General features: G+C 39.7%; 17 protein-coding genes. 13 read left to right on the top strand and 4 right to left on the bottom strand.

Annotated elements, in window-relative coordinates:
* Window positions 1-22 precede the first annotated feature (22 nt).
* From IEX29_RS15725 to IEX29_RS15775, 11 genes are all read left to right on the top strand, one after another.
* Window positions 23-310, top strand: coding sequence for a hypothetical protein (locus IEX29_RS15725; protein ID WP_229720250.1), 288 nt, complete (start codon window positions 23-25; stop codon window positions 308-310).
* A 439-nt stretch (window positions 311-749) separates the two neighbouring features.
* The gene (gene allC / locus IEX29_RS15730; RefSeq protein WP_188735313.1) at window positions 750-1,979 is read left to right on the top strand and encodes an allantoate deiminase; all 1,230 of its coding nucleotides are present in this window, start codon (window positions 750-752) and stop codon (window positions 1,977-1,979) included.
* 25 nt (window positions 1,980-2,004) lie between these two features.
* Complete coding sequence (gene allE / locus IEX29_RS15735; RefSeq protein ID WP_188735314.1) at window positions 2,005-2,793, top strand: (S)-ureidoglycine aminohydrolase; 789 nt, start codon at window positions 2,005-2,007, stop codon at window positions 2,791-2,793.
* A 15-nt stretch (window positions 2,794-2,808) separates the two neighbouring features.
* Window positions 2,809-3,837: an ureidoglycolate dehydrogenase gene (gene allD / locus IEX29_RS15740; protein WP_188735315.1), complete on the top strand. Its 1,029-nt coding sequence runs from the start codon at window positions 2,809-2,811 to the stop codon at window positions 3,835-3,837.
* A gap of 25 nt (window positions 3,838-3,862) precedes the next feature.
* The gene (allD, locus tag IEX29_RS15745; protein WP_188735316.1) at window positions 3,863-4,912 is read left to right on the top strand and encodes an ureidoglycolate dehydrogenase; all 1,050 of its coding nucleotides are present in this window, start codon (window positions 3,863-3,865) and stop codon (window positions 4,910-4,912) included.
* 17 nt (window positions 4,913-4,929) lie between these two features.
* Window positions 4,930-6,687, top strand: a complete 1,758-nt coding sequence (locus IEX29_RS15750; protein ID WP_188735317.1) for an acyl-CoA synthetase FdrA — start codon at window positions 4,930-4,932, stop codon at window positions 6,685-6,687.
* 1 nt (window position 6,688) lies between these two features.
* A complete protein-coding gene (locus tag IEX29_RS15755) occupies window positions 6,689-7,954 on the top strand; it encodes a YlbE family protein (RefSeq protein WP_188735318.1) in 1,266 nt (421 codons plus the stop codon).
* A complete protein-coding gene (locus IEX29_RS15760) occupies window positions 7,951-8,724 on the top strand; it encodes an oxamate carbamoyltransferase subunit AllH family protein (protein WP_188735319.1) in 774 nt (257 codons plus the stop codon). The genes IEX29_RS15755 and IEX29_RS15760 overlap by 4 nt, the downstream gene beginning before the upstream one ends.
* Before the next feature lie 4 nt (window positions 8,725-8,728).
* Window positions 8,729-9,661, top strand: a complete 933-nt coding sequence (gene arcC / locus IEX29_RS15765; protein WP_188735320.1) for a carbamate kinase — start codon at window positions 8,729-8,731, stop codon at window positions 9,659-9,661.
* Window positions 9,662-9,907: 246 nt separating this feature from the next.
* Window positions 9,908-11,155: an MFS transporter gene (locus IEX29_RS15770; RefSeq protein ID WP_188735321.1), complete on the top strand. Its 1,248-nt coding sequence runs from the start codon at window positions 9,908-9,910 to the stop codon at window positions 11,153-11,155.
* Between the two features lie 49 nt (window positions 11,156-11,204).
* Window positions 11,205-12,434, top strand: coding sequence for a pyridoxal-phosphate-dependent aminotransferase family protein (locus IEX29_RS15775; RefSeq protein ID WP_188735322.1), 1,230 nt, complete (start codon window positions 11,205-11,207; stop codon window positions 12,432-12,434).
* Window positions 12,435-12,712: 278 nt separating this feature from the next.
* Here the strand turns inward: IEX29_RS15775 and IEX29_RS15780 are convergent, their stop codons facing one another.
* From IEX29_RS15780 to IEX29_RS15795, 4 genes are all read right to left on the bottom strand, one after another.
* Entirely contained in the window at window positions 12,713-13,579 is an 867-nt protein-coding gene (locus IEX29_RS15780; RefSeq protein WP_188735323.1) for an alpha/beta hydrolase, read from the bottom strand.
* Window positions 13,580-13,866: 287 nt separating this feature from the next.
* A complete protein-coding gene (locus IEX29_RS15785) occupies window positions 13,867-14,652 on the bottom strand; it encodes a hypothetical protein (protein WP_188735324.1) in 786 nt (261 codons plus the stop codon).
* Entirely contained in the window at window positions 14,652-15,569 is a 918-nt protein-coding gene (locus IEX29_RS15790) for an ATP-binding cassette domain-containing protein (protein WP_188735325.1), read from the bottom strand. The genes IEX29_RS15785 and IEX29_RS15790 overlap by 1 nt, the downstream gene beginning before the upstream one ends.
* Window positions 15,566-16,018 (bottom strand): helix-turn-helix transcriptional regulator, encoded by a 453-nt coding sequence (locus IEX29_RS15795; RefSeq protein WP_204799037.1) that lies wholly within the window; start codon window positions 16,016-16,018, stop codon window positions 15,566-15,568. The genes IEX29_RS15790 and IEX29_RS15795 overlap by 4 nt, the downstream gene beginning before the upstream one ends.
* 146 nt (window positions 16,019-16,164) lie before the next feature.
* On the opposite strand from IEX29_RS15795, the gene IEX29_RS15800 reads away from it, so the two are divergent.
* Together IEX29_RS15800 and IEX29_RS15805 are read left to right on the top strand one after the other, a co-directional pair.
* Window positions 16,165-17,016, top strand: coding sequence for a MerR family transcriptional regulator (locus IEX29_RS15800; RefSeq protein WP_188735327.1), 852 nt, complete (start codon window positions 16,165-16,167; stop codon window positions 17,014-17,016).
* Window positions 17,017-18,750 (top strand): ABC transporter ATP-binding protein, encoded by a 1,734-nt coding sequence (locus IEX29_RS15805; protein ID WP_188735328.1) that lies wholly within the window; start codon window positions 17,017-17,019, stop codon window positions 18,748-18,750.
* Window positions 18,751-18,755 lie beyond the last annotated feature (5 nt).

The following is an 18,755-nucleotide window of genomic DNA, read 5'->3' on the forward strand; positions in this document are numbered from 1 at the left end:
GCTTCCTCCCTATTTTTCAGTTATGTTAACAGAAGATAAAATGAAAATTAAATATGTCAGCCAGTACAAGCATGTTCTGCAATTTCGATTATATGCTGACTTTGAAGATTATTATATATCCCTCTTTAATCAAAAGGGATTTATTATGGCTGCGAATGGTCAAAATATGCAACGTGATTTGCGTCCTTTGGGAAAAGCGGGGTTATATAATAAGAATACCATGCTCCAGTTGCTTGAACAAAGAAATTCATCCGCACTTCATTTTTGGGCATTACGGATGAGAGCTGTATCTTCACTTTCCTTGGACTGAAGAGGTGCCCGCGGAAAGCGACTTCCCGTAGCGGACATCTCCACGTCAAGAACACCAGTATTTTAAAGACCATGTGATTTTCTTGGTTTTTATAAAAGAAGATGCTGAAGAAAAGTGATAGTGTTTTTTTGTTTCTAAACATGATTGGACTGCTCTTTTGGAGGGTATGGGAATAATGATAATAAAATTTTTCTGCATTTCGAAGTGTAAGATTAACCCCGGTGACTCATACTATAATGGCGACAGTGCAGAGGCTTGATTCCCTGAATGATGAAGAGCCTATTTTTGTTTGCTTCAATATTCAGATAGTATATGTTAGTGAAAAGGTTATTTGTTGATAGTGCATAAAACGTTCCAATATAATTGTTGTTTATGTCAATGAATGGTTGCGTCCAGAATTTTATAATGAAATTAATAAGAAAAAGGGAGTGAACAGGGAATGGATATTCAATCAACCTTTGAAGCGCTAGATAAGAAATTTACAAGTTTTGGCGGTTTGGAACAAGGCGGTATTACTCGACTGTTGTATTCACCGGAATGGAATGATGCAGTTCGTGAATTGGAATCTACCTTTAAAGAAGAAGGCCTGGAAGTAAGCTTTGATGATGTCGGTAACTTATCAGGGCGCCTTGTTGGAAGTAAATATTCTGATGAGACGATTTTAACAGGTTCACATATTGATACAGTTGTCGAAGGCGGTCATCTGGATGGACAATTCGGTATTTTATCTGCATTGATTGCAGTAAAATATTTGAAAGAAAAATATGGTCAGCCATTACGGACATTAGAAGTATTATCACTTGCAGAAGAAGAAGGAAGCCGATTCCCATATACTTTTTGGGGAAGCAAAAACTTCTTTAATTTAGCTAAAAAAGCTGATGTTGAAACGATAGAAGATGCAGACGGTATTAAATTTGAAGATGCGATGCACGAATCTGGTTTTGATTACCGTCAAAATGACAATGTCCGTGATGACATTAAAGCATTTGTAGAAGTGCATATTGAACAAGGAAAAGTATTGGAGACAGAGCATAAAACAATTGGTGTGGTAAATGGAATTGTGGGTCAAAAACGTTATACAGTCAATTTAAAGGGCGAAGCAAATCATGCCGGTACAACACCAATGTCATTACGAAGAGATACAGTGGTTGCATATAGTGAAATTGTTACGGATTTGATAAAACGGGCCAGAGAAATCGGAGAGCCCCTTGTATTAACGTTTGGCCATGTTACTCCAGTTCCAAACACTGTAAATGTTGTTCCAGGCGAAATTACTTTTTCCGTAGATTGCCGTCATATTGATCAGCAGGCTTTAAATGATTTTTCAAAAGAAATAGAAGAAAAAATTAAGTCAGTGGCAGAAGCAAATGATATGACTTATGACATTAATTTGTGGATGGATGAAGCACCGACATTAATGGATGAAAAAATCATAAATATTGTTGAACAGGCAGCCAAGAAAAATGTAGGGGATGCCTATAAAGTCATGCCGTCTGGAGCTGGCCATGATTCACAAATTTTTGCAGATTTTGTTCCTACAGCGATGCTGTTTGTGCCTTCAATTGCCGGAATCAGCCACAACACCAATGAAGAAACGGAAGTAAAAGACCTCGTAAAAGGGATTGAAGTACTGAAAGATGTACTGTATGAATTAGCTTATAAAGAATAATAAACAGGAAAAAGGAGAGATACTTTTGAGTTATTTGAATCATAATCAAGGATACAGAGAAGGATTGTTAGAAACACGTTCTGTCATTAAAAAAGATAATTATGCGCTAATTACGCCGGATGGTCTGGTTAATAATGTTGTGCCCGGCTTTGAAGATTGTGATATAACCATTTTGGGCTCTCCACGTTTAGGTGCACGGTTTGTAGATTATTTGGTAACAGTTAAAAATCAGGGTGGAAATAAAACTGGTTTTGCTGGTGATGGAGTTCAATCATTTGTCTATGTCGAATATGGTAAAATCAACGCTTTCGTGGATGAGAAAAAATATGAATTAACAGAAGGCGGCTATTTATATGTACCTCCACACTTACAGTTAACATTTGAAAATAGTAATAATGGAGAGGATAGCCGATTATTTCTATATAAAAAACGTTATCAGCCGCTTGAAGGGCATACACCCGAGATTGTTGCCGGCAATGTGGATGAAATTAAACAAGAAGCTTATGAAGGTATGAAAGAAGTATTAATTCAAGATTTATTACCAAAAGATATCGCATATGACATGAATATTCATATTCTTTCCTTTAAACCGGGAGCTTCACACGGTTACATTGAAACACATGTTCAGGAACACGGCGCCTATGTATTAAGCGGACGTGGAATGTATAATCTGGACAATGAATGGATGCCAGTGGATAAAGGCGATTATATCTTTATGGGCGCTTATGCACCGCAGGCTACCTATGCAATTGGTCTGGATGAACCATTCGCCTATATTTACTCTAAGGATGCGAATAGAGATATTAATATATAAAGAGGGGCAAGTTTTATGAGTGAACCATTAGTGTATGTAGAACGTGATCATCTCCGGCAGCTAATGAAAGATAAATTAGTGAAGGCCGGGCTGCCGGAAAATCATGCGGATAAAACTGCTGACTTACTCATTTTTGCAGATGAACGGGGTATCCATTCTCATGGTGCAGTAAGAATGCAATACTATTCCGAGCGTGCGTCAAAAGGCGGCTTTAACCTGACACCGAATTTAAGGTTTGAAAAAACAGGTCCGGCATCGGGAATTTATCACGGAGATAATGCTGCAGGGCATTATGTAAGCTATCAGGCAACAAAAGAAGCAATTGAATTGGCAAAAACATCCGGCATCGGTGTCGTCGGTATTAAAGAAATGGGGCATAGCGGGGCAATCGGCTACTATGCGCGCCAAGCTGCATTAGAAGGCATGGTTTCCATAACAGTATGTCAATCTGACCCTATGGTCGTGCCGTTTGGCGGTTCTGAACCGTACTTTGGAACAAACCCTATTGCTTTTGGAGCTCCGAGAAAAGATGGTGATCCTATTGTCTTTGATATGGCAACAACGGTACAAGCCTGGGGAAAGATTTTAGATGCAAGAAGCAAGCACAATTCTATCCCGGATACATGGGCAGTGGATAAAAGCGGGTCACCTACAACGGATCCGTTTAAGGTAAATGCACTATTGCCAGTAGCAGGACCTAAAGGATATGGGTTAATGATGATGGTGGATATTCTGGCGGGAAGTTTACTTGGCTTGCCATTTGGCAAACATGTTACTTCTATGTATAAGGATTTAACAGAGTACCGCCGTTTAGGGCAATTTCAAATTGTGATTAACCCTGAATATTTTGGAGGCAAAGAGCAATTTCTTGAAAACATATCTCAAATGGTTGAAGAATTGCATGATAATCCACCTGCTGAAGGGTTTGACAAAGTGTATTACCCAGGTGAAATTCAAAATGATGTAATGAAGCAGTACAAAGAAACAGGCATTCCCGTTACAAAGGATATTTTTGATTATTTAGAGTCTGATAAGATTTACTGATCATTTGATGAAAGGGAGTAATCAGATGCGTGTATCTAAGCAGGAATTGTTTGATTTAATGAAACAAAAGTTTATAAAGGCCGGATTAAATGAAGGAGCAGCGCATGATGTTTCCGATGTATTGACATTCGCTGATTACCGGGGTATTCATTCTCATGGGGCTGTACGTGTGGAATACTATGCAGAACGAATCGCAAAAGGCGGTATTACAGCAAACCCGAATTACACGTTTGAACAGACAGGACCTGCATCTGCCATTTTTGACGGAGACAATGGTCCAGGTCATCAGGCTGCAAAACAAGCGATGGAAAAAGCCATAGATATGGCAAAAGCATCTGGTATTGCTGTAGTAGGGATGAAGCATATTTCACACAGCGGGGCGCTGGGTTATTTTGTTGAAATGGCAGCAGAACAAGATATGGTTGGTATAAGCATGTGTCAGTCTGACCCTATGGTGGTCCCGTTTGGAGGAACTGAACCATATTTTGGAACGAACCCGATTGCATTCAGCGCACCCTCTTCAGATGAGCGCATGATTACATTTGATATGGCGACTACTGTTCAGGCTTGGGGAAAAGTGCTGGATGCAAGAAGTAAAGATGCGTCCATTCCAGACACATGGGCTGTGGACGCGACCGGCAAACCGACAACGAATGCAAGAGACGTACATGCGCTCGTTCCAATTGCAGGGCCCAAAGGATACGGATTGATGATGATGGTGGATATTTTATCAGGGAGCCTCCTCGGAGTGCCTCATGGTGTCCATGTATCGTCCATGTATCAAGATTTGACCAAAGGCCGGGATCTAGGCCAGATTCATATTGTAATCAATCCGGCATACTTTACCGATTTAGATGCTTTTAAGAAACAGATCTCAACGATGCTTGATGAATTAAAAGCACAACCGGCGGCAGAAGGCTTTGGAGAAATTTATTATCCTGGAGAACGTGCAGGATTAAGAAAAGCAAAGTATGAAAAAGAGGGTATTGAAATCGTCGATGATATTTACAATTATCTGGTTTCAGACGATGTTCATTACGACCGTTATCATGGAAAGAATAGATTTGCAGAATAATAAAATGGAGGCACATTATGTTATATACAATTATAAAAGAAAACACTTATCAAGATTCTATCGTGTTAATGCTTTTATCAAACAAGTTATCTGCAATGGATGGCGTAAACAAAGTATCCATCATGATGGGAACGCCAGCTAACAAAGATATTTTTAAGTCTTCCGGCTTAGGCACAGATGAATTGGAAAAAGCAAAACCGAATGATATTGTCATCGTTGTAGATGCAGAACAGGAAGAAAAAGTAACAGAAGTAAAAGAAGAAGTAGAAGCAGCGTTAAAAGGGGAGTCCGGTTCACAGGATGCATCCAAAGATCAGGAAGCTCATAACTGGAAGCGTGCATTGGAGCTTGCTAACAACCCTAACCTGGCATTAATTTCGATTCCTGGTCAATACGCAGCAATGGAAGCAGAAAATGCGTTGAATGAAGGACTGCACGTATTCATGTTCAGTGATAACGTAGCTAAAGAAGACGAAGTTAAATTGAAACAAAAAGCACATGAAAAAGGCCTGTTGGTGATGGGGCCTGACTGTGGTACCGGAATTATTCACGGCTTGCCGCTAGCGTTTACCAATATCGTAAAAGAAGGAGATATTGGCGTTGTCGGAGCATCAGGTACAGGTATTCAGGAAGTAACAACTATCATTGACCGTTATGGCAAAGGTGTTACCAATGCTATTGGTACCGGCGGCCGTGATTTATCTACAGAGGTTGGTGCAATCACAGCTTTAGACAGTATTAAAGCCTTAAATGAAGATCCAAAAGTTAAAGTGATTACAGTAATTTCTAAGCCGCCGGCAAAAGAAGTACAGGAAAAAGTATTAAATGTTTTAAGAAATATTGAAAAACCGGTTGTTACATTATTCTTAGGAGATAAGCCAGCTTATCAGGAAGAGAATATTTATCATGCGTATACGCTTGAAGAAGCAGCGGTTGTGTCTGTTCAATTATCTAATGGTGAGAAACCAAATTTCGAACCAAAAGTAAAAGAAGATGTAAACGTGGCGTTAAAAGATTCACAAGTGGGTATTAAAGGTTATTACTCAGGTGGTACATTAGCGTACGAAGCAGCTGTATTAGTAAAAGCTGCATTCGAAGATGAAGTACCTGAAGAGAAAAAAGAAGCTTATATCCTAAAAACAAAACATCATGAAATTATTGACTTAGGTGATGATATTTATACCCAAGGAAAGCCGCATCCAATGATTGATCCGGAAAAACGAATCGAGATGCTTGAGACATCCGGAAACGATCCTGAAACAGCGGTAATCATGATTGATAATGTCATTGGTTATGGCAGTCATGATGATATGGCGAATGAATTAGCGCCAACAATTAAACGTGTTTTAGAAAATGCACGTCAAGATGGCCGTGAGCTTGCTGTACTGGCGACAGTTGTAGGTACAGAGCAGGATCCTCAGGGTTATGATAAACAAGTTGAAACCTTAAGAGAAAGTGGCGCTATTATTTGTGAAACAAACGATCAAATGGTACGTACAGCCATTAATCTTGTAGGTGGCAAAGTGGAACAGCCTGTTGTTGATGTACAAACATTTGACCACACAAAAGAAGACTTGTCAGTAGATGAAAAAATTATGTCTCTAATCAATACAAAACCAAGTGTTATCAATATTGGACTGAAAAGCTTTACAGAAGCTGTTCAAAGCAGCGGATCAGAATGTGTTCAATTTAACTGGCGTCCAATTGCCGGCGGCGATGAAAAATTAATGAAAGTACTTCAATTCCTAAACTATTATGAAGGAGATAAGATCTAATATGGGTTACAAAACAATAAACGAAGCCAACGAAGCTGTTAACCAAAAGATAATAGCAGCTGCACCATTTTTAACAGATGTTGTGCCTGCCAAGTCTGTGATTCCTGAATTAGAAGAGCATGTATTATTACATGCCGGGCCTCCGATTAAATATGAAAATATGACAGATCCAATGCAAGGTTCTTGTGTGGGAGCAATCCTTTTTGAAGGATGGGCAGAAGATGAAGAAGGAGCACGTGAACTGCTTGAAAATGGTAAGATTACATTCATTCCATGTCATCATGTGAATGCAGTTGGACCAATGGGCGGTATTACGTCACCTAATATGCCGGTTCTTGTTGTTGTCAACAAAGAGAATGGAAACGAAGCTTATTGTCAAATGAACGAAGGCATTGGTGCTGTATTGCGCTTTGGTGCATACAATGAGCAGGTAGTCAATCGTCTGCACTGGATGAAAGATGTGCTTGGTCCTGTATTAAGTAAAGCATTAAAAACGATGGAAGACGGCTTAAATGTGAATGTTTTGATTGCAAAAGCTATTGCAATGGGAGATGAATTCCACCAGCGCAATATTGCAGCATCACTTGCGTTTTTAAAAGAGGTAGCTCCAATCATTTCAGCATTGGAAGATGTTGAAAAAGAAAAACGTACGGAGGTTATTCAATTTTTAGCTGACACCGATCAATTTTTCTTAAATATTGCAATGGCAACCGGAAAAGCAATGATGGATGCTGCAGCAACTATTGGCCATGGAACAGTTGTTACCGCTATGTGCCGTAACGGTGAAAATTTCGGAATTCGCATTGCTGGTATGGGAGATGAATGGTTCACCGCTCCTGTTAATACACCACAGGGATTATATTTCACTGGTTATTCAGCAGAAGATGCCAACACAGATATTGGTGATTCTGCCATTACAGAAACAATGGGCGTAGGCGGGGTAGCCATGATTGCTGCTCCTGCAGTTACACGATTTGTTGGTTCTGGCGGATTTAATGATGCGCTTGAAACAAGTAATCAAATGACTGAAATTTATATCGGTGAAAATCCAAACTTTGCAATTCCAACATGGGATTTCAAAGGTGCATGCTTAGGCCTTGATGCAAGAAAAGTTGTTGAAACTGGTATTACACCGGTAATCAACACTGGTATTGCACATAAAATTGCTGGTTATGGACAAATTGGTGCGGGTACAGTTAACCCTCCAATTGAATGTTTTGAAAAAGCAATCACGGCATATGCTGAAAAATTAGGTTTTAAAGAATGATTTTAGAGACGAGTGCGATTGGTTCAGTCGCACTCGAGCTCTTAATTGAAGGGAAAAAATTTACGGTTCACAGTATTTTTGAAAAGGGATGGAATATCATTGATTGCAATGAAGAATTGATATTCCTGGGTACAGATGAAAATGGAACCTTTCCATTTGGAATTTTACTGGATCCACAAACGAAGCAAAAGGTGAAAGCAGAAATTGAAGTAGGAGATACCTTCATCGTCCGCAATAAACGCCTTTCCCATAACCGCTTGGATATCAAGTTCGATGATACAAAGATACTTCCCTTAAATACAGATTTTGAACATGCCAATATTAATATGTTAAAAGAAAATATGCAGCAAATTTCATTTAATTCGTATGAATCCACTGATTTTGAATTAAAACGTGTAACTGAATTAATCTGTAAACTACAGGACTCTTCTGGAAATCTGGAAGATGAATTCAGGTACTTTATTGGACGGGGACAAGGGTTAACTCCAACAGGTGATGATATATTGGTTGGTATATTGTACGGGCATTTTATTAATCCCTTTATCGCAGCAAATCATCTCGAAACTTTGGAGAAACTAATTGAAGAACCTTTAACAACGGTTGTCAGCAAGCGTTTTTTAACCTGTGCTCTGAAAGGTTTATTTAGTTCAAAGATTACACAATTGCAACATGATTCGTCTTTAGAAAGTTTGAAAAGTCTTATGGAAGTAGGCTCTTCTTCTGGAAAAGATACATTATATGGAATTTGGATGGCTTTAAAGAAGGAGTGAAAGAATGGGTAAAAGTGTCGTAATTGCATTAGGAGGTAATGCAATTTTACAGCCGAAGCAAGAAGCAACCTATACAAATCAATTAAACAACGTTATATCAGCAACAGGTCACATGATTGAAATCAGAGAAGCGGGCCACAACATTGTCATTACACACGGTAATGGACCGCAAGTAGGAAATATTATTGTACAAAACGAGGCCGCTAAAAATGTAGTAGAACCATTTCCAATTGACGTTAGTAATGCAGAATCACAAGGGTTTATCGGCTATATGCTGGAAAAATCTTTGAAAAATCATATCAAAGAGCGGGGTATTGCTGCCAATGTAGCTACATTATTAACAATGGTGGAAGTAGATAAAAATGATCAAGCATTTGAAAACCCGACAAAACCCATTGGGGTGTTTTTCTCTGAAGAAGAGGCTAAGCGTATGGAAGCAGATGGTTATACCATGGCAGAAGATGCAGGCCGCGGCTATAGACGAGTAGTGCCTTCTCCAGAACCAAAAATAATACACGGAATAGAAGAAATCCGACGTTTGATAGACGAGACGATTGTCATCTCCTCTGGCGGCGGCGGTATACCTGTATATCAGGATGATAAAGGTATGCTCCACGGGGTTGAAGCAGTGATTGACAAAGACCGTTCCGGATTAAAGCTGGCACAGCAGGTAAACGCCGATGTTTTCATGATGTTAACAGATGTACCAAATGTATATATCAATTTTGGTAAAGAAAACGAGCAGAAGCTAAGCCATGTTTCCATTGAGGAAGCAGAGCAATATGTAGCAGAAGGACAATTCCCTGCCGGTAGTATGCTGCCGAAAATACAAGCAGGAATAGAAATGGCCAAAGCAGGCAAAGAGGCTATTATTTGTTCACTGGACCAGGCTGTAGATGCTTTAGAAGGTAAAGCAGGTACACGTATCTCAAAATAAAGTGAAGCTTCATTCAAGATAGACTATTTATACTGAGGGAGAGGATAAAGCATTAGCATCCTCCCTCTTTCTTAACAATTATTACAATCATTAAAAAGACGCTTTATTTTCGGAATAATTCATTTATTTATTGTGAATCATTTTCACGTTACGATACAAAGCACGTATCAGAATGAAGGAACACATCTGATTTAGCTTAAAATTAATAGTTAACCTGAAAAGGTTGAGACGGAAAGGGCTAATTAAATGAAAAATAAGGTGAATACAACCAACGAAAAAAAGCCGCTGATTCCTTATTGGGGAAAAGTTGTTATCGTGTTTTTCTTTGGCTGGGTGGCATTATATGCAACAAGAACTATATTAAACCCGATAATGGGTGATATTGAATCAGCATTTTCATTAAGCAAGGCACAGCTTGGATTAATTTCAAGTATCTTTTTTATCGGATATGCAGCTATGAACGTCCCTGCTGGGATATTAGGTGATAAAATTGGGAAAAAGAAGGTGCTTGTTCCCGGGGTTATTTTATTTGGAACATTGGCGGCAGTCACTGGAATGATGCCTACATTCTTTCTGTTTATTTCTGCGTGGTTAATGGTTGGTCTTGCGCAAGGAGTATACTATGGCCCGCAATATGGCATATCATCTGAGATTATCCCTAAGAATCGATTAACTCTTGGAAGTGCCGTAATTAATGCCGGGATGGCTTTTGGGACATCCATTGGTTATTATATTTCCAGCTATGTTGTAGGGGAATGGGGCTTTGGATGGAGAGTACCCTTTTTCGTTATTGCAGTACCTGTAGTTATTATCGGTATTGCTATGGCAATTGTCGTTAAGGACAAGCCCAAAACGAGTGAAGAGGTCCAAAGCCAGACAGCTGAGCCGTTTAAGTTTTCCTCTTTATTTAATAGAAATTTAATTTTGGCATATATTATTATTTTTTGCTCCATTTACGGATTCTTTATGATTATTACCTGGTTACCTTACTATTTGGAAACAGCACGTGGTTTAACGGGTGGAAACATTGCTTTTGTTGCATCGCTTGTTCCCTGGGCTGCAATTCCAGGCTCGTTATTCTTCAGCTGGCTGTCAGATAAGTGGGGGCGCCGTAAACCAGTATTGCTAATGATGCTGCCGTTTGGTATTCTATCAACAGCTTCTATTGTTTATTTTGACAGCATGCCGATTCTATATATCACGCTTATTGTATACGGAATTGTAGGGAAAATCAGTGTTAATCCTGTTTTAATTGCTGTTGTGGCGAACAATGCACCCCGGCAATCCTTAGGGACAGCTTTTGGGTTTTATAATTTTGTCGGGATGTTAGGTTCTATCTTAGCTCCATATATTACTGGGTGGCTTACGGATACAACCGGAAGTATGAATATTGGATTTTATTTTGCGGCTGCATTGTTAATCATTGCTTGGATTGCAAGCTCTTTAATTGATGAAAGTCATTTGCCGGATACTGGTAAAGAAGCTAAAGCTTAATAATCAGCCAAGCTTTATTCAATAAATCAGCTTATTAGGAGGACTGAGGATGAATAGCTATCAAGAAATTAATGCCCCATTACGGACAATTATGACACCAGGGCCAGTCGAGGTTGATCCAAGGGTACTTCGTGCGATGAGTACACCGATTCTCGGACAATTCGACCCTGCTTTTACAAAAATGATGAATGAGACGATGGACATGCTTCGTGAAGTCTTTCAAACCAGGAATAAATGGGCTTTTCCTGTAGATGGAACATCACGTTCCGGGATAGAAGCCTTGCTGAGCAGTGTCATTGAGCCGGGAGATAAGGTGCTAATTCCTATTTTTGGGAGATTCGGACATCTGCTGACTGAAATTGCTGAAAGAAATAAAGCTGAGATTCATACCATTCATTGCGAGTGGGGAGAGGTTTTTGATCAGGAAGTCATTATCGAAGAGATGAAAAGAGTGAATCCTAAAGTTCTTGCTATTGTACACGGAGAAACCTCTACGGGCTGTATGCAGCCTCTGGATCAAATTGGACCGGCTTGCCGCGAACTGGATGTGTTATGTATCGTGGATGCAGTAGCAACTATCGGAGGTACTCCGGTGAAAGTGGATGAATGGCAGCTTGATGCTGTCATCGGAGGGACTCAAAAATGTCTGTCAGTTCCTTCTGGTATGGCGCCAATCACATATAATGAACGAATTGAACATATTCTTTCATCCAGAAAAAAAGTGGAAAAAGGAATTGCAACCTCTGAGGATCATGTTAATGCAGGTGAACCGATTCAAAGTAATTATTTTGATTTAAGTCAGCTGCAGGATTATTGGGGGCCTAGGAGGCTAAATCATCACACAGAGGCAACCACTATGCTGTATGGGCTGCGTGAAGGTGTAAGAATTGTATTGCAGGAAGGATTGACAGCTCGTTTTAAGCGTCATAAGCTTCATGAAAAAGCTCTTATGGAAGGGATTAAAGCAATGGGGCTGAAGTTGTTCAATGATGTAGCCTGGAAGCTGCCGATGGTTACTTGTGTGAAAATTCCGGACGGTGTTGATGGTGATTCTGTGAGAAAGATGCTTCTTGAGCAATTTGGAATTGAAATTGCGAGCTCCTTTGGTCCTTTGCATGGGAAAATTTGGCGTATTGGTACGATGGGATACAGCTGTCGGAAAGAAAATGTCTTATTTGTCATTTCGGCAATGGAAGGTGTATTAACTCGTCATGGAGTTCAATTGAACTCTGGAAAAGGACTGCAGGCTGCGCTCGATGTATATGAATCTGTAGAATAATTATATTATACCGAAAGCCGCCTAACAGAAATACGGAAGCTTACGTTAAAATGAAAGCTTAAAAGTAACTCGGAATAAAAAAGAACAGCCTGTCTGATGTGCAGGCTGTTCTTTTAGTGTTAGAAAACTTGTTTGTAAAATACTCTTTCAATGGCGCCAAAAAATATAATGAAAAGGATCAGGCTAAGGCAGCAGCTCCCAGTACAAAAGTAAGCTGACGGACTGTCACAGGATGCGGATGCACTTAGCAGCGTTCCTATTCATTTCTCTGTAAGAAATTAGCTAAGCTGCTGTTTCAGAAATTGAATTACTTTTTCAAATGCCTGGACAACCTGCGGATCTTCCATATTCTGATCAAATGTATGTTTTCCGCCAGATATAGTAATCAATTGATTGACAACACCCGCTTCATCCAATACCTGCTTCATATTAACAGATTCCTGATAGGGTACATCCTCATCCTGATCACCATGTAATAACATGGTTGGAGGGTAGTTCCTGTCTGCGAGACGGGCGGGACAGTATTCGTTTAAGGAAGATAGATCTTCTTTGGAACTTTTGCCGGTTACATAATCAATCCATTTTCCCTGCTGCCGGCAATAAAGATAGATAGCATATCTTTTTTCAATAGGAGAAGCAGCGATAGGCTTATCCATAATCAGCTGATTGGCGAGCATTTCCGGAGCAGAAGGCATTTTTGTAAAATGTGGACTGGGCTCTGTATACCAGTCTCCTGTAATGTCCCCATAGCCGTAGAAGGAAACAATTGCTTTTGGCCGGGTTTCCAGCACGCCAGTCATTAATGCCAGATAAGCACCGGCAGAAGAGCCGATGACTGCAATGTTTTCCGTATCAAAGTCAAATTCCCGGTTCCCTTCTTCTATAAGCCAGACGATGGCATCACGAATATCTTCTATAATTTCTGGTAATTTTGTTTCTGGAGCCAGCCGGTAATCGATGGAAAATACGTTAAAACCGGCATCAATATACAATTCAACCTGCTTTTTATCCAAATCATCTCTTGTGCCCCATATTAATCCGCCCCCATGAATATACATAAGCAGCGGTGCTTGTTTCTTACCTGTTTCATGCAGTGTTCCTTTTATTTCACAGTTATTGGTTACTTTATAAGTGTATGTTTTCATGTTAGTCACTCGCTTTCATAGAGAATATGATATCGACATGCTTTTATTCTGTCAAATGAAACTATGCATTTTTCATTTACAGGGAATAAAAAACACAAGTATCTTCGCATACCAGAATTTACCCAATCAAAGGCATTTGCGAAAAAACCTGTGCGGCAACATCGTAATGTAAGATTGCGATTACTTATCCCGTGAAGTGTGCTATCGATCAGAGCAGGGGACTTTATGAATGACTTTCTTGATAAAAAGCGTAAATTTGTAATCAGGTTAACTCTCAACAGGTAAAATCATTTCACCTCTGCTTTCCGGAAAATAAGAAAACTGGCCAGGTAGAAAATAAAAATAAATAATAGACTGATCATCATACTTTTTACTATAAATTCACCGCTCATACCGAATGCTAGCTGTGATAAATCAATCCCAAAAGGAGTATAAGCCATCACAGAATGAACGGTGTCATTCAGGCTTGAGATTGGTCCAAGGATCAGGCTTGTCATATATGTGGCAGCAATAACGAGAACTGCTCTTTTAAATAGAAACATATAAAAAATGCTGACCATCAGCTGACTGAAAAAGATAAGCAATGAAAGTCCGCTGATCAATATGATTTTGCCGAATAATCCGGCTGTAACTCCTTGTTCTGCTGCTCCGGCTAAAATGTTTAAGGTCGGTGTCGGAACAAAACCGCTGAATGCTGTATCTGTAAAAGCAAAAATAAGTGTAATGATGATATAGGGCAGATATAACAATGCAATTAAAATAAAAAACAAAACAATCTTATTGATAATAATAGCGTTTCTGCTATGCCCTCCAGAAACTGCATTTTCAATGATCTTATTTTCAAAATCGGTCGTAAGGCAAATACCTGCAGCAATACTGCCCAGTAGTGCCATCATCTGTGTTTCAGAAAAAAGGGATAAGGTGCCAGAGGCTGTCTCTAAGCTTAGGCTTCCTGACGCAACATAATGAGAACTGGCAGCAAAAATAATAGCACTGAGAATGGATAATATAAATACTGTCCAGGGCGAAATGGACCTGCTTAATTTAAAGAAATCGGCTTTTAACAGCTGCATCAGCGTACACCTCCAATTAATTGAAGATAATAGCTCTCCAATGTTTCTTCCTGTGTCGTAAAAGTAGTCACAATAATATCATGGTTGATTAGGGCTTTTGATAATTCCTCTTTTTTATTAATAAAATCATATAGTTTAATACTTTTATCAGGCTGGACAATAAAGTTCTCTGTTTGAAGTGATTCTCTCAGCACCTTCTGCAGCTTCTCCGGCTCATTACAATCAACGAGAAGATGCTTGTTGATTTGTTCCTCTAATTTGTCATGACTGAGCTTTTTAAGGATTTTTCCTTCATTAACAATAATAAATTCATCAGCAGTTTGGTGGAGCTCTGCTAAATGGTGACTGGATAAAAGAATGGTTATTTGGTATTTAGCAGCCAGGTTCTTGATTAGCTGTCTAATTTCAGCAATACCGCTTGGGTCCAGTCCATTAACAGGCTCATCAAGCATCAGTATTTTCGGATTACCGAGTAAAGTAATCGCAATTCCCAGGCGCTGCCGCATTCCTAAGGAGAAATCTTTTGCCTTCTTTTTACCTGTGGCCCCCAGTCCGACGATGTCGAGCACTTTTTGTTCTACATTCTCTTCTTTTATTCCTTTCATTGTTTTATGGACACGGAGATTATCCCGTGCGCTCATATTACCGAGGATACTTGGATTCTCAATCATACTGCCCATTTGTTTCCGGCCAGCCTGCAATGATTTTTGATTCGATTGGTTAAATAAATACAGCTCTCCGGAAGTAGGAAAGGATAGGCCGGCAATAATCCGCATAAATGTTGTTTTTCCGGCTCCATTTTGACCGATCAGTCCATAAATTTTCCCCTTCTCCAGGGATATCGATACATTTTCCAATGCTTGAAAGCCATTATAGTCTTTGAAGATATTTTTAGCTTCGAGAATATATTCCGTCATTTTTTAAGATCCTTTGTGGGATTTAGAATTTCTTGCGTCATTGCTGTGAAAAATTCTACCGGAACTAAGGCGATACCAATACTTTCAGGATTCTCGTCACCTAAAACAAGAAACTGATCCCCTTCCTGCATATTGACCATATTCACAGCCTTTTCCGGTAATTTTACATAACCATCCTCCTCCAAAGGGATGGTGTTAAACATATGCTTTCCCTTTGGAGGGATCGGAAAGCCGCTTTCTTTTTGATCATAATGAATTAAATTATCTAAAGAGACATCAAATAAGGTGGCAAGTGCATCACAATTGATAATATCAGGTAAGGACTCTCCATTTTCCCATTTGGCAATCGATTGGCGGGTGACACCAATTTTTTCTGCTAATTCTTCCTGGGAATAATTATTTTCTCTTCTTAAAAAAGCAAGGTTCCGTGATAAAGTAATTTTGTTCATCTCATGCATCCCTTTCGTTTGGGTATACTTTTATTTTAACGGTTAATAGAAAGGAAACAACCAATGCAGGGTAACCATTTATGTTAACTTCAGTTGCATTCCACAAATTAATTTTTAGGCTTGCGCCTGACGTAACGTGAGGTGATATGATAAAGCTATTAAGCGGGAAGGGAATTGAAGCAGATATGAAAAAAGAAACATTCTCCATCAGTGAGTTTGCTAAATCGACAGGCGTATCTGTAAGGACACTGCATTATTATGATGAGAAGAATATATTGAAGCCGAAACGGGATGAACATACAGGACACCGTGTTTATGAACAAGAGGATATGATTCAGCTGCATAAGATTATGACAATGAAATTTTTAGGAATGAGCTTAGATGAAATCAAAGATTATATGCAGACGGATATCTTTGATTTAAGCTTTATTGATACATTAAGGCTGCAGGAGTCAAAGCTGATCAAGGATAAAGAGCAAATTGATATTGCTTTAGATGCTATCCAGCGTACGGCGTATCTTTTAGAAAATGAAAAAGAAGTTGACCATGCTGTGCTTATCAGCTTACTGGCAAGCATGCAAAACGAGAAGAAGCAGGAGGAGCTGGCAAAAGGAATTATTAAGGATGATGTCATGAAGAAGATGTTTCCGCAGACAGCTAAGGAGAAGATGATCTTTGAACAGGGACTGTTGATATTTTATAAGCGGGTCAAAAAGCATTTTGGAAAATCTGCAGATGATCCAGAGGTTCAACAGATGCTGGACGATTTTTATCGTCTTATTCTGAAAGTAATGGGTATGGACTCTTTGAAAGAATTAACAGATATTTTTTCTTTAAATATCGAGGATAAAGAGAATGAAGAACGGATAGAAGCATATGTTCAAGAAATCGAGCGGCTTGTTCCTTCGCCAATTACGGAAGAGGAAGAAGCGTGGCTTGGGAAAATTACAACTGATTATATGGGTCCTTTATGGGACGAGGAAGAAGGAGAGAATTAAATGGAAGCATCGAAGCGATCATCGAGTAATTTTATAAAGCTCTTACTATCTACAAGAATACCGAAGCTTGTTTTAACATTAGGGTTACTGGGAAGTATTCTGACCACTTTGGTAGGACTGACAATCCCGCTTTTGACAAGGGAGCTTGTGGATGGATTTTCTATCGCTGATTTAGATTGGCGGTTTATTGCTGTTATTATTGGCGTATTTATTGTGCATGCCTTGGTGGATGGTTTATCAGCCTATGCTCTTGCCTATGTCGGGCAAAAGGTTGTTGCGCGGCTTCGTGAAATCTTATGGAAAAAGCTGATCCGTCTGCCGGTTCCTTATTTCCAGAAGCAGCCGAGCGGGGAATCTGTCAGCCGTGTTATTAATGATACAGGAATAGTAAAGGATTTAGTATCCCAGCATTTTCCACAGTTTATTTCCGGTCTGATTTCCATTATAGGAGCTGTTATTATTCTGCTTTTCATGGATTGGAAAATGACTTTAATTATGTTTATTGCTGTTCCGATTACATTGGCAGTGATGCTGCCGCTGGGTAATCGGATGGCAAAAGTATCTCGCAGTCTGCAGGATCAGACAGCTAATTTTCAAGGAGAGATTCAGCAGACAGTCAGTGAAATTAGATTAATGAAATCTTCTACAGCAGAACAGAAGGAAGAAAAACGGGGGCTACAGGGAATTTTCAAGCTATTACAGACAGGCTTGAAAGAGGCAAAGATTTTCGCTGTGATTGCACCGTTTATGTATATGATTGTGATGCTTGTTATCGTTATGATTATCGGCTATGGGGGTATCCGGGTAGAGCAGGGGACCATGACAACAGGATCGCTTGTCGCATTTCTTTTGTATTTATTCCAGATTGTCTTTCCTATTACAACATTTGCGATGTTCTTTACCGAATTACAAAAAGCAAAAGGAGCTACCGAGCGTATTTCAGAAATTTTACAGGAAGAAGAGGAAGAGGTTTTGCCCGGCTCTGAAAAACAAATTGGCGAGCTGCCGCTGGAGTTTAAAGAAGTCAGCTTTTCTTATGAAGCGGGCGAGCAGGTTCTCAATAAGGTATCGTTTTCTGCATCTCCGGGAGAAATGGTGGCATTTGCCGGACCAAGCGGTGGAGGGAAGACCACTGTATTCGGCTTAATTGAACGCTATTATGAGCCGGATGAAGGAGCAATTCTGCTTGGCGGGGAATCGATTCAGGATATTTCTCTTGGCTCCTGGCGTTCCCAGCTCGGATATGTATCACAGGAGAGCTCCATGATGTCTGGAACCATTCGTGATAATTTAACCTATGGATTGGAGAATGCAGAAAATATTGCTGATGAAAAGCTTTGGGCAGTTGCAGAAATGGCCTATGCAGCGCAGTTTATACAGGAGCTGCCAAATGGAATGGATACACAGGTCGGGGAACGCGGTACAAAGCTGTCAGGCGGGCAGCGGCAACGGATTAATATTGCGAGAGCCTTCCTGCGTAATCCGAAAATTTTACTGCTTGATGAAGCAACAGCAAGTCTCGACAGTCAATCAGAACAGGTGGTTCAAAAAGCATTACAGCGATTGATGGAAGGAAGAACAACATTTGTAATTGCCCATCGTTTAGCAACAATTATTGATGCGGATCAGATTATCTTTATTGAAAATGGAGAGGTTACCGGGAAAGGGACCCATCAGAATTTGATTGAATCGCATGAACTGTACCGTTCTTTTGCGGAGCAGCAGTTGAAGTAAAATAA

It is taken from the genome of Oceanobacillus neutriphilus (assembly GCF_014645515.1).
In the GTDB taxonomy this organism is placed as follows: domain Bacteria; phylum Bacillota; class Bacilli; order Bacillales; family Amphibacillaceae; genus Oceanobacillus; species Oceanobacillus neutriphilus.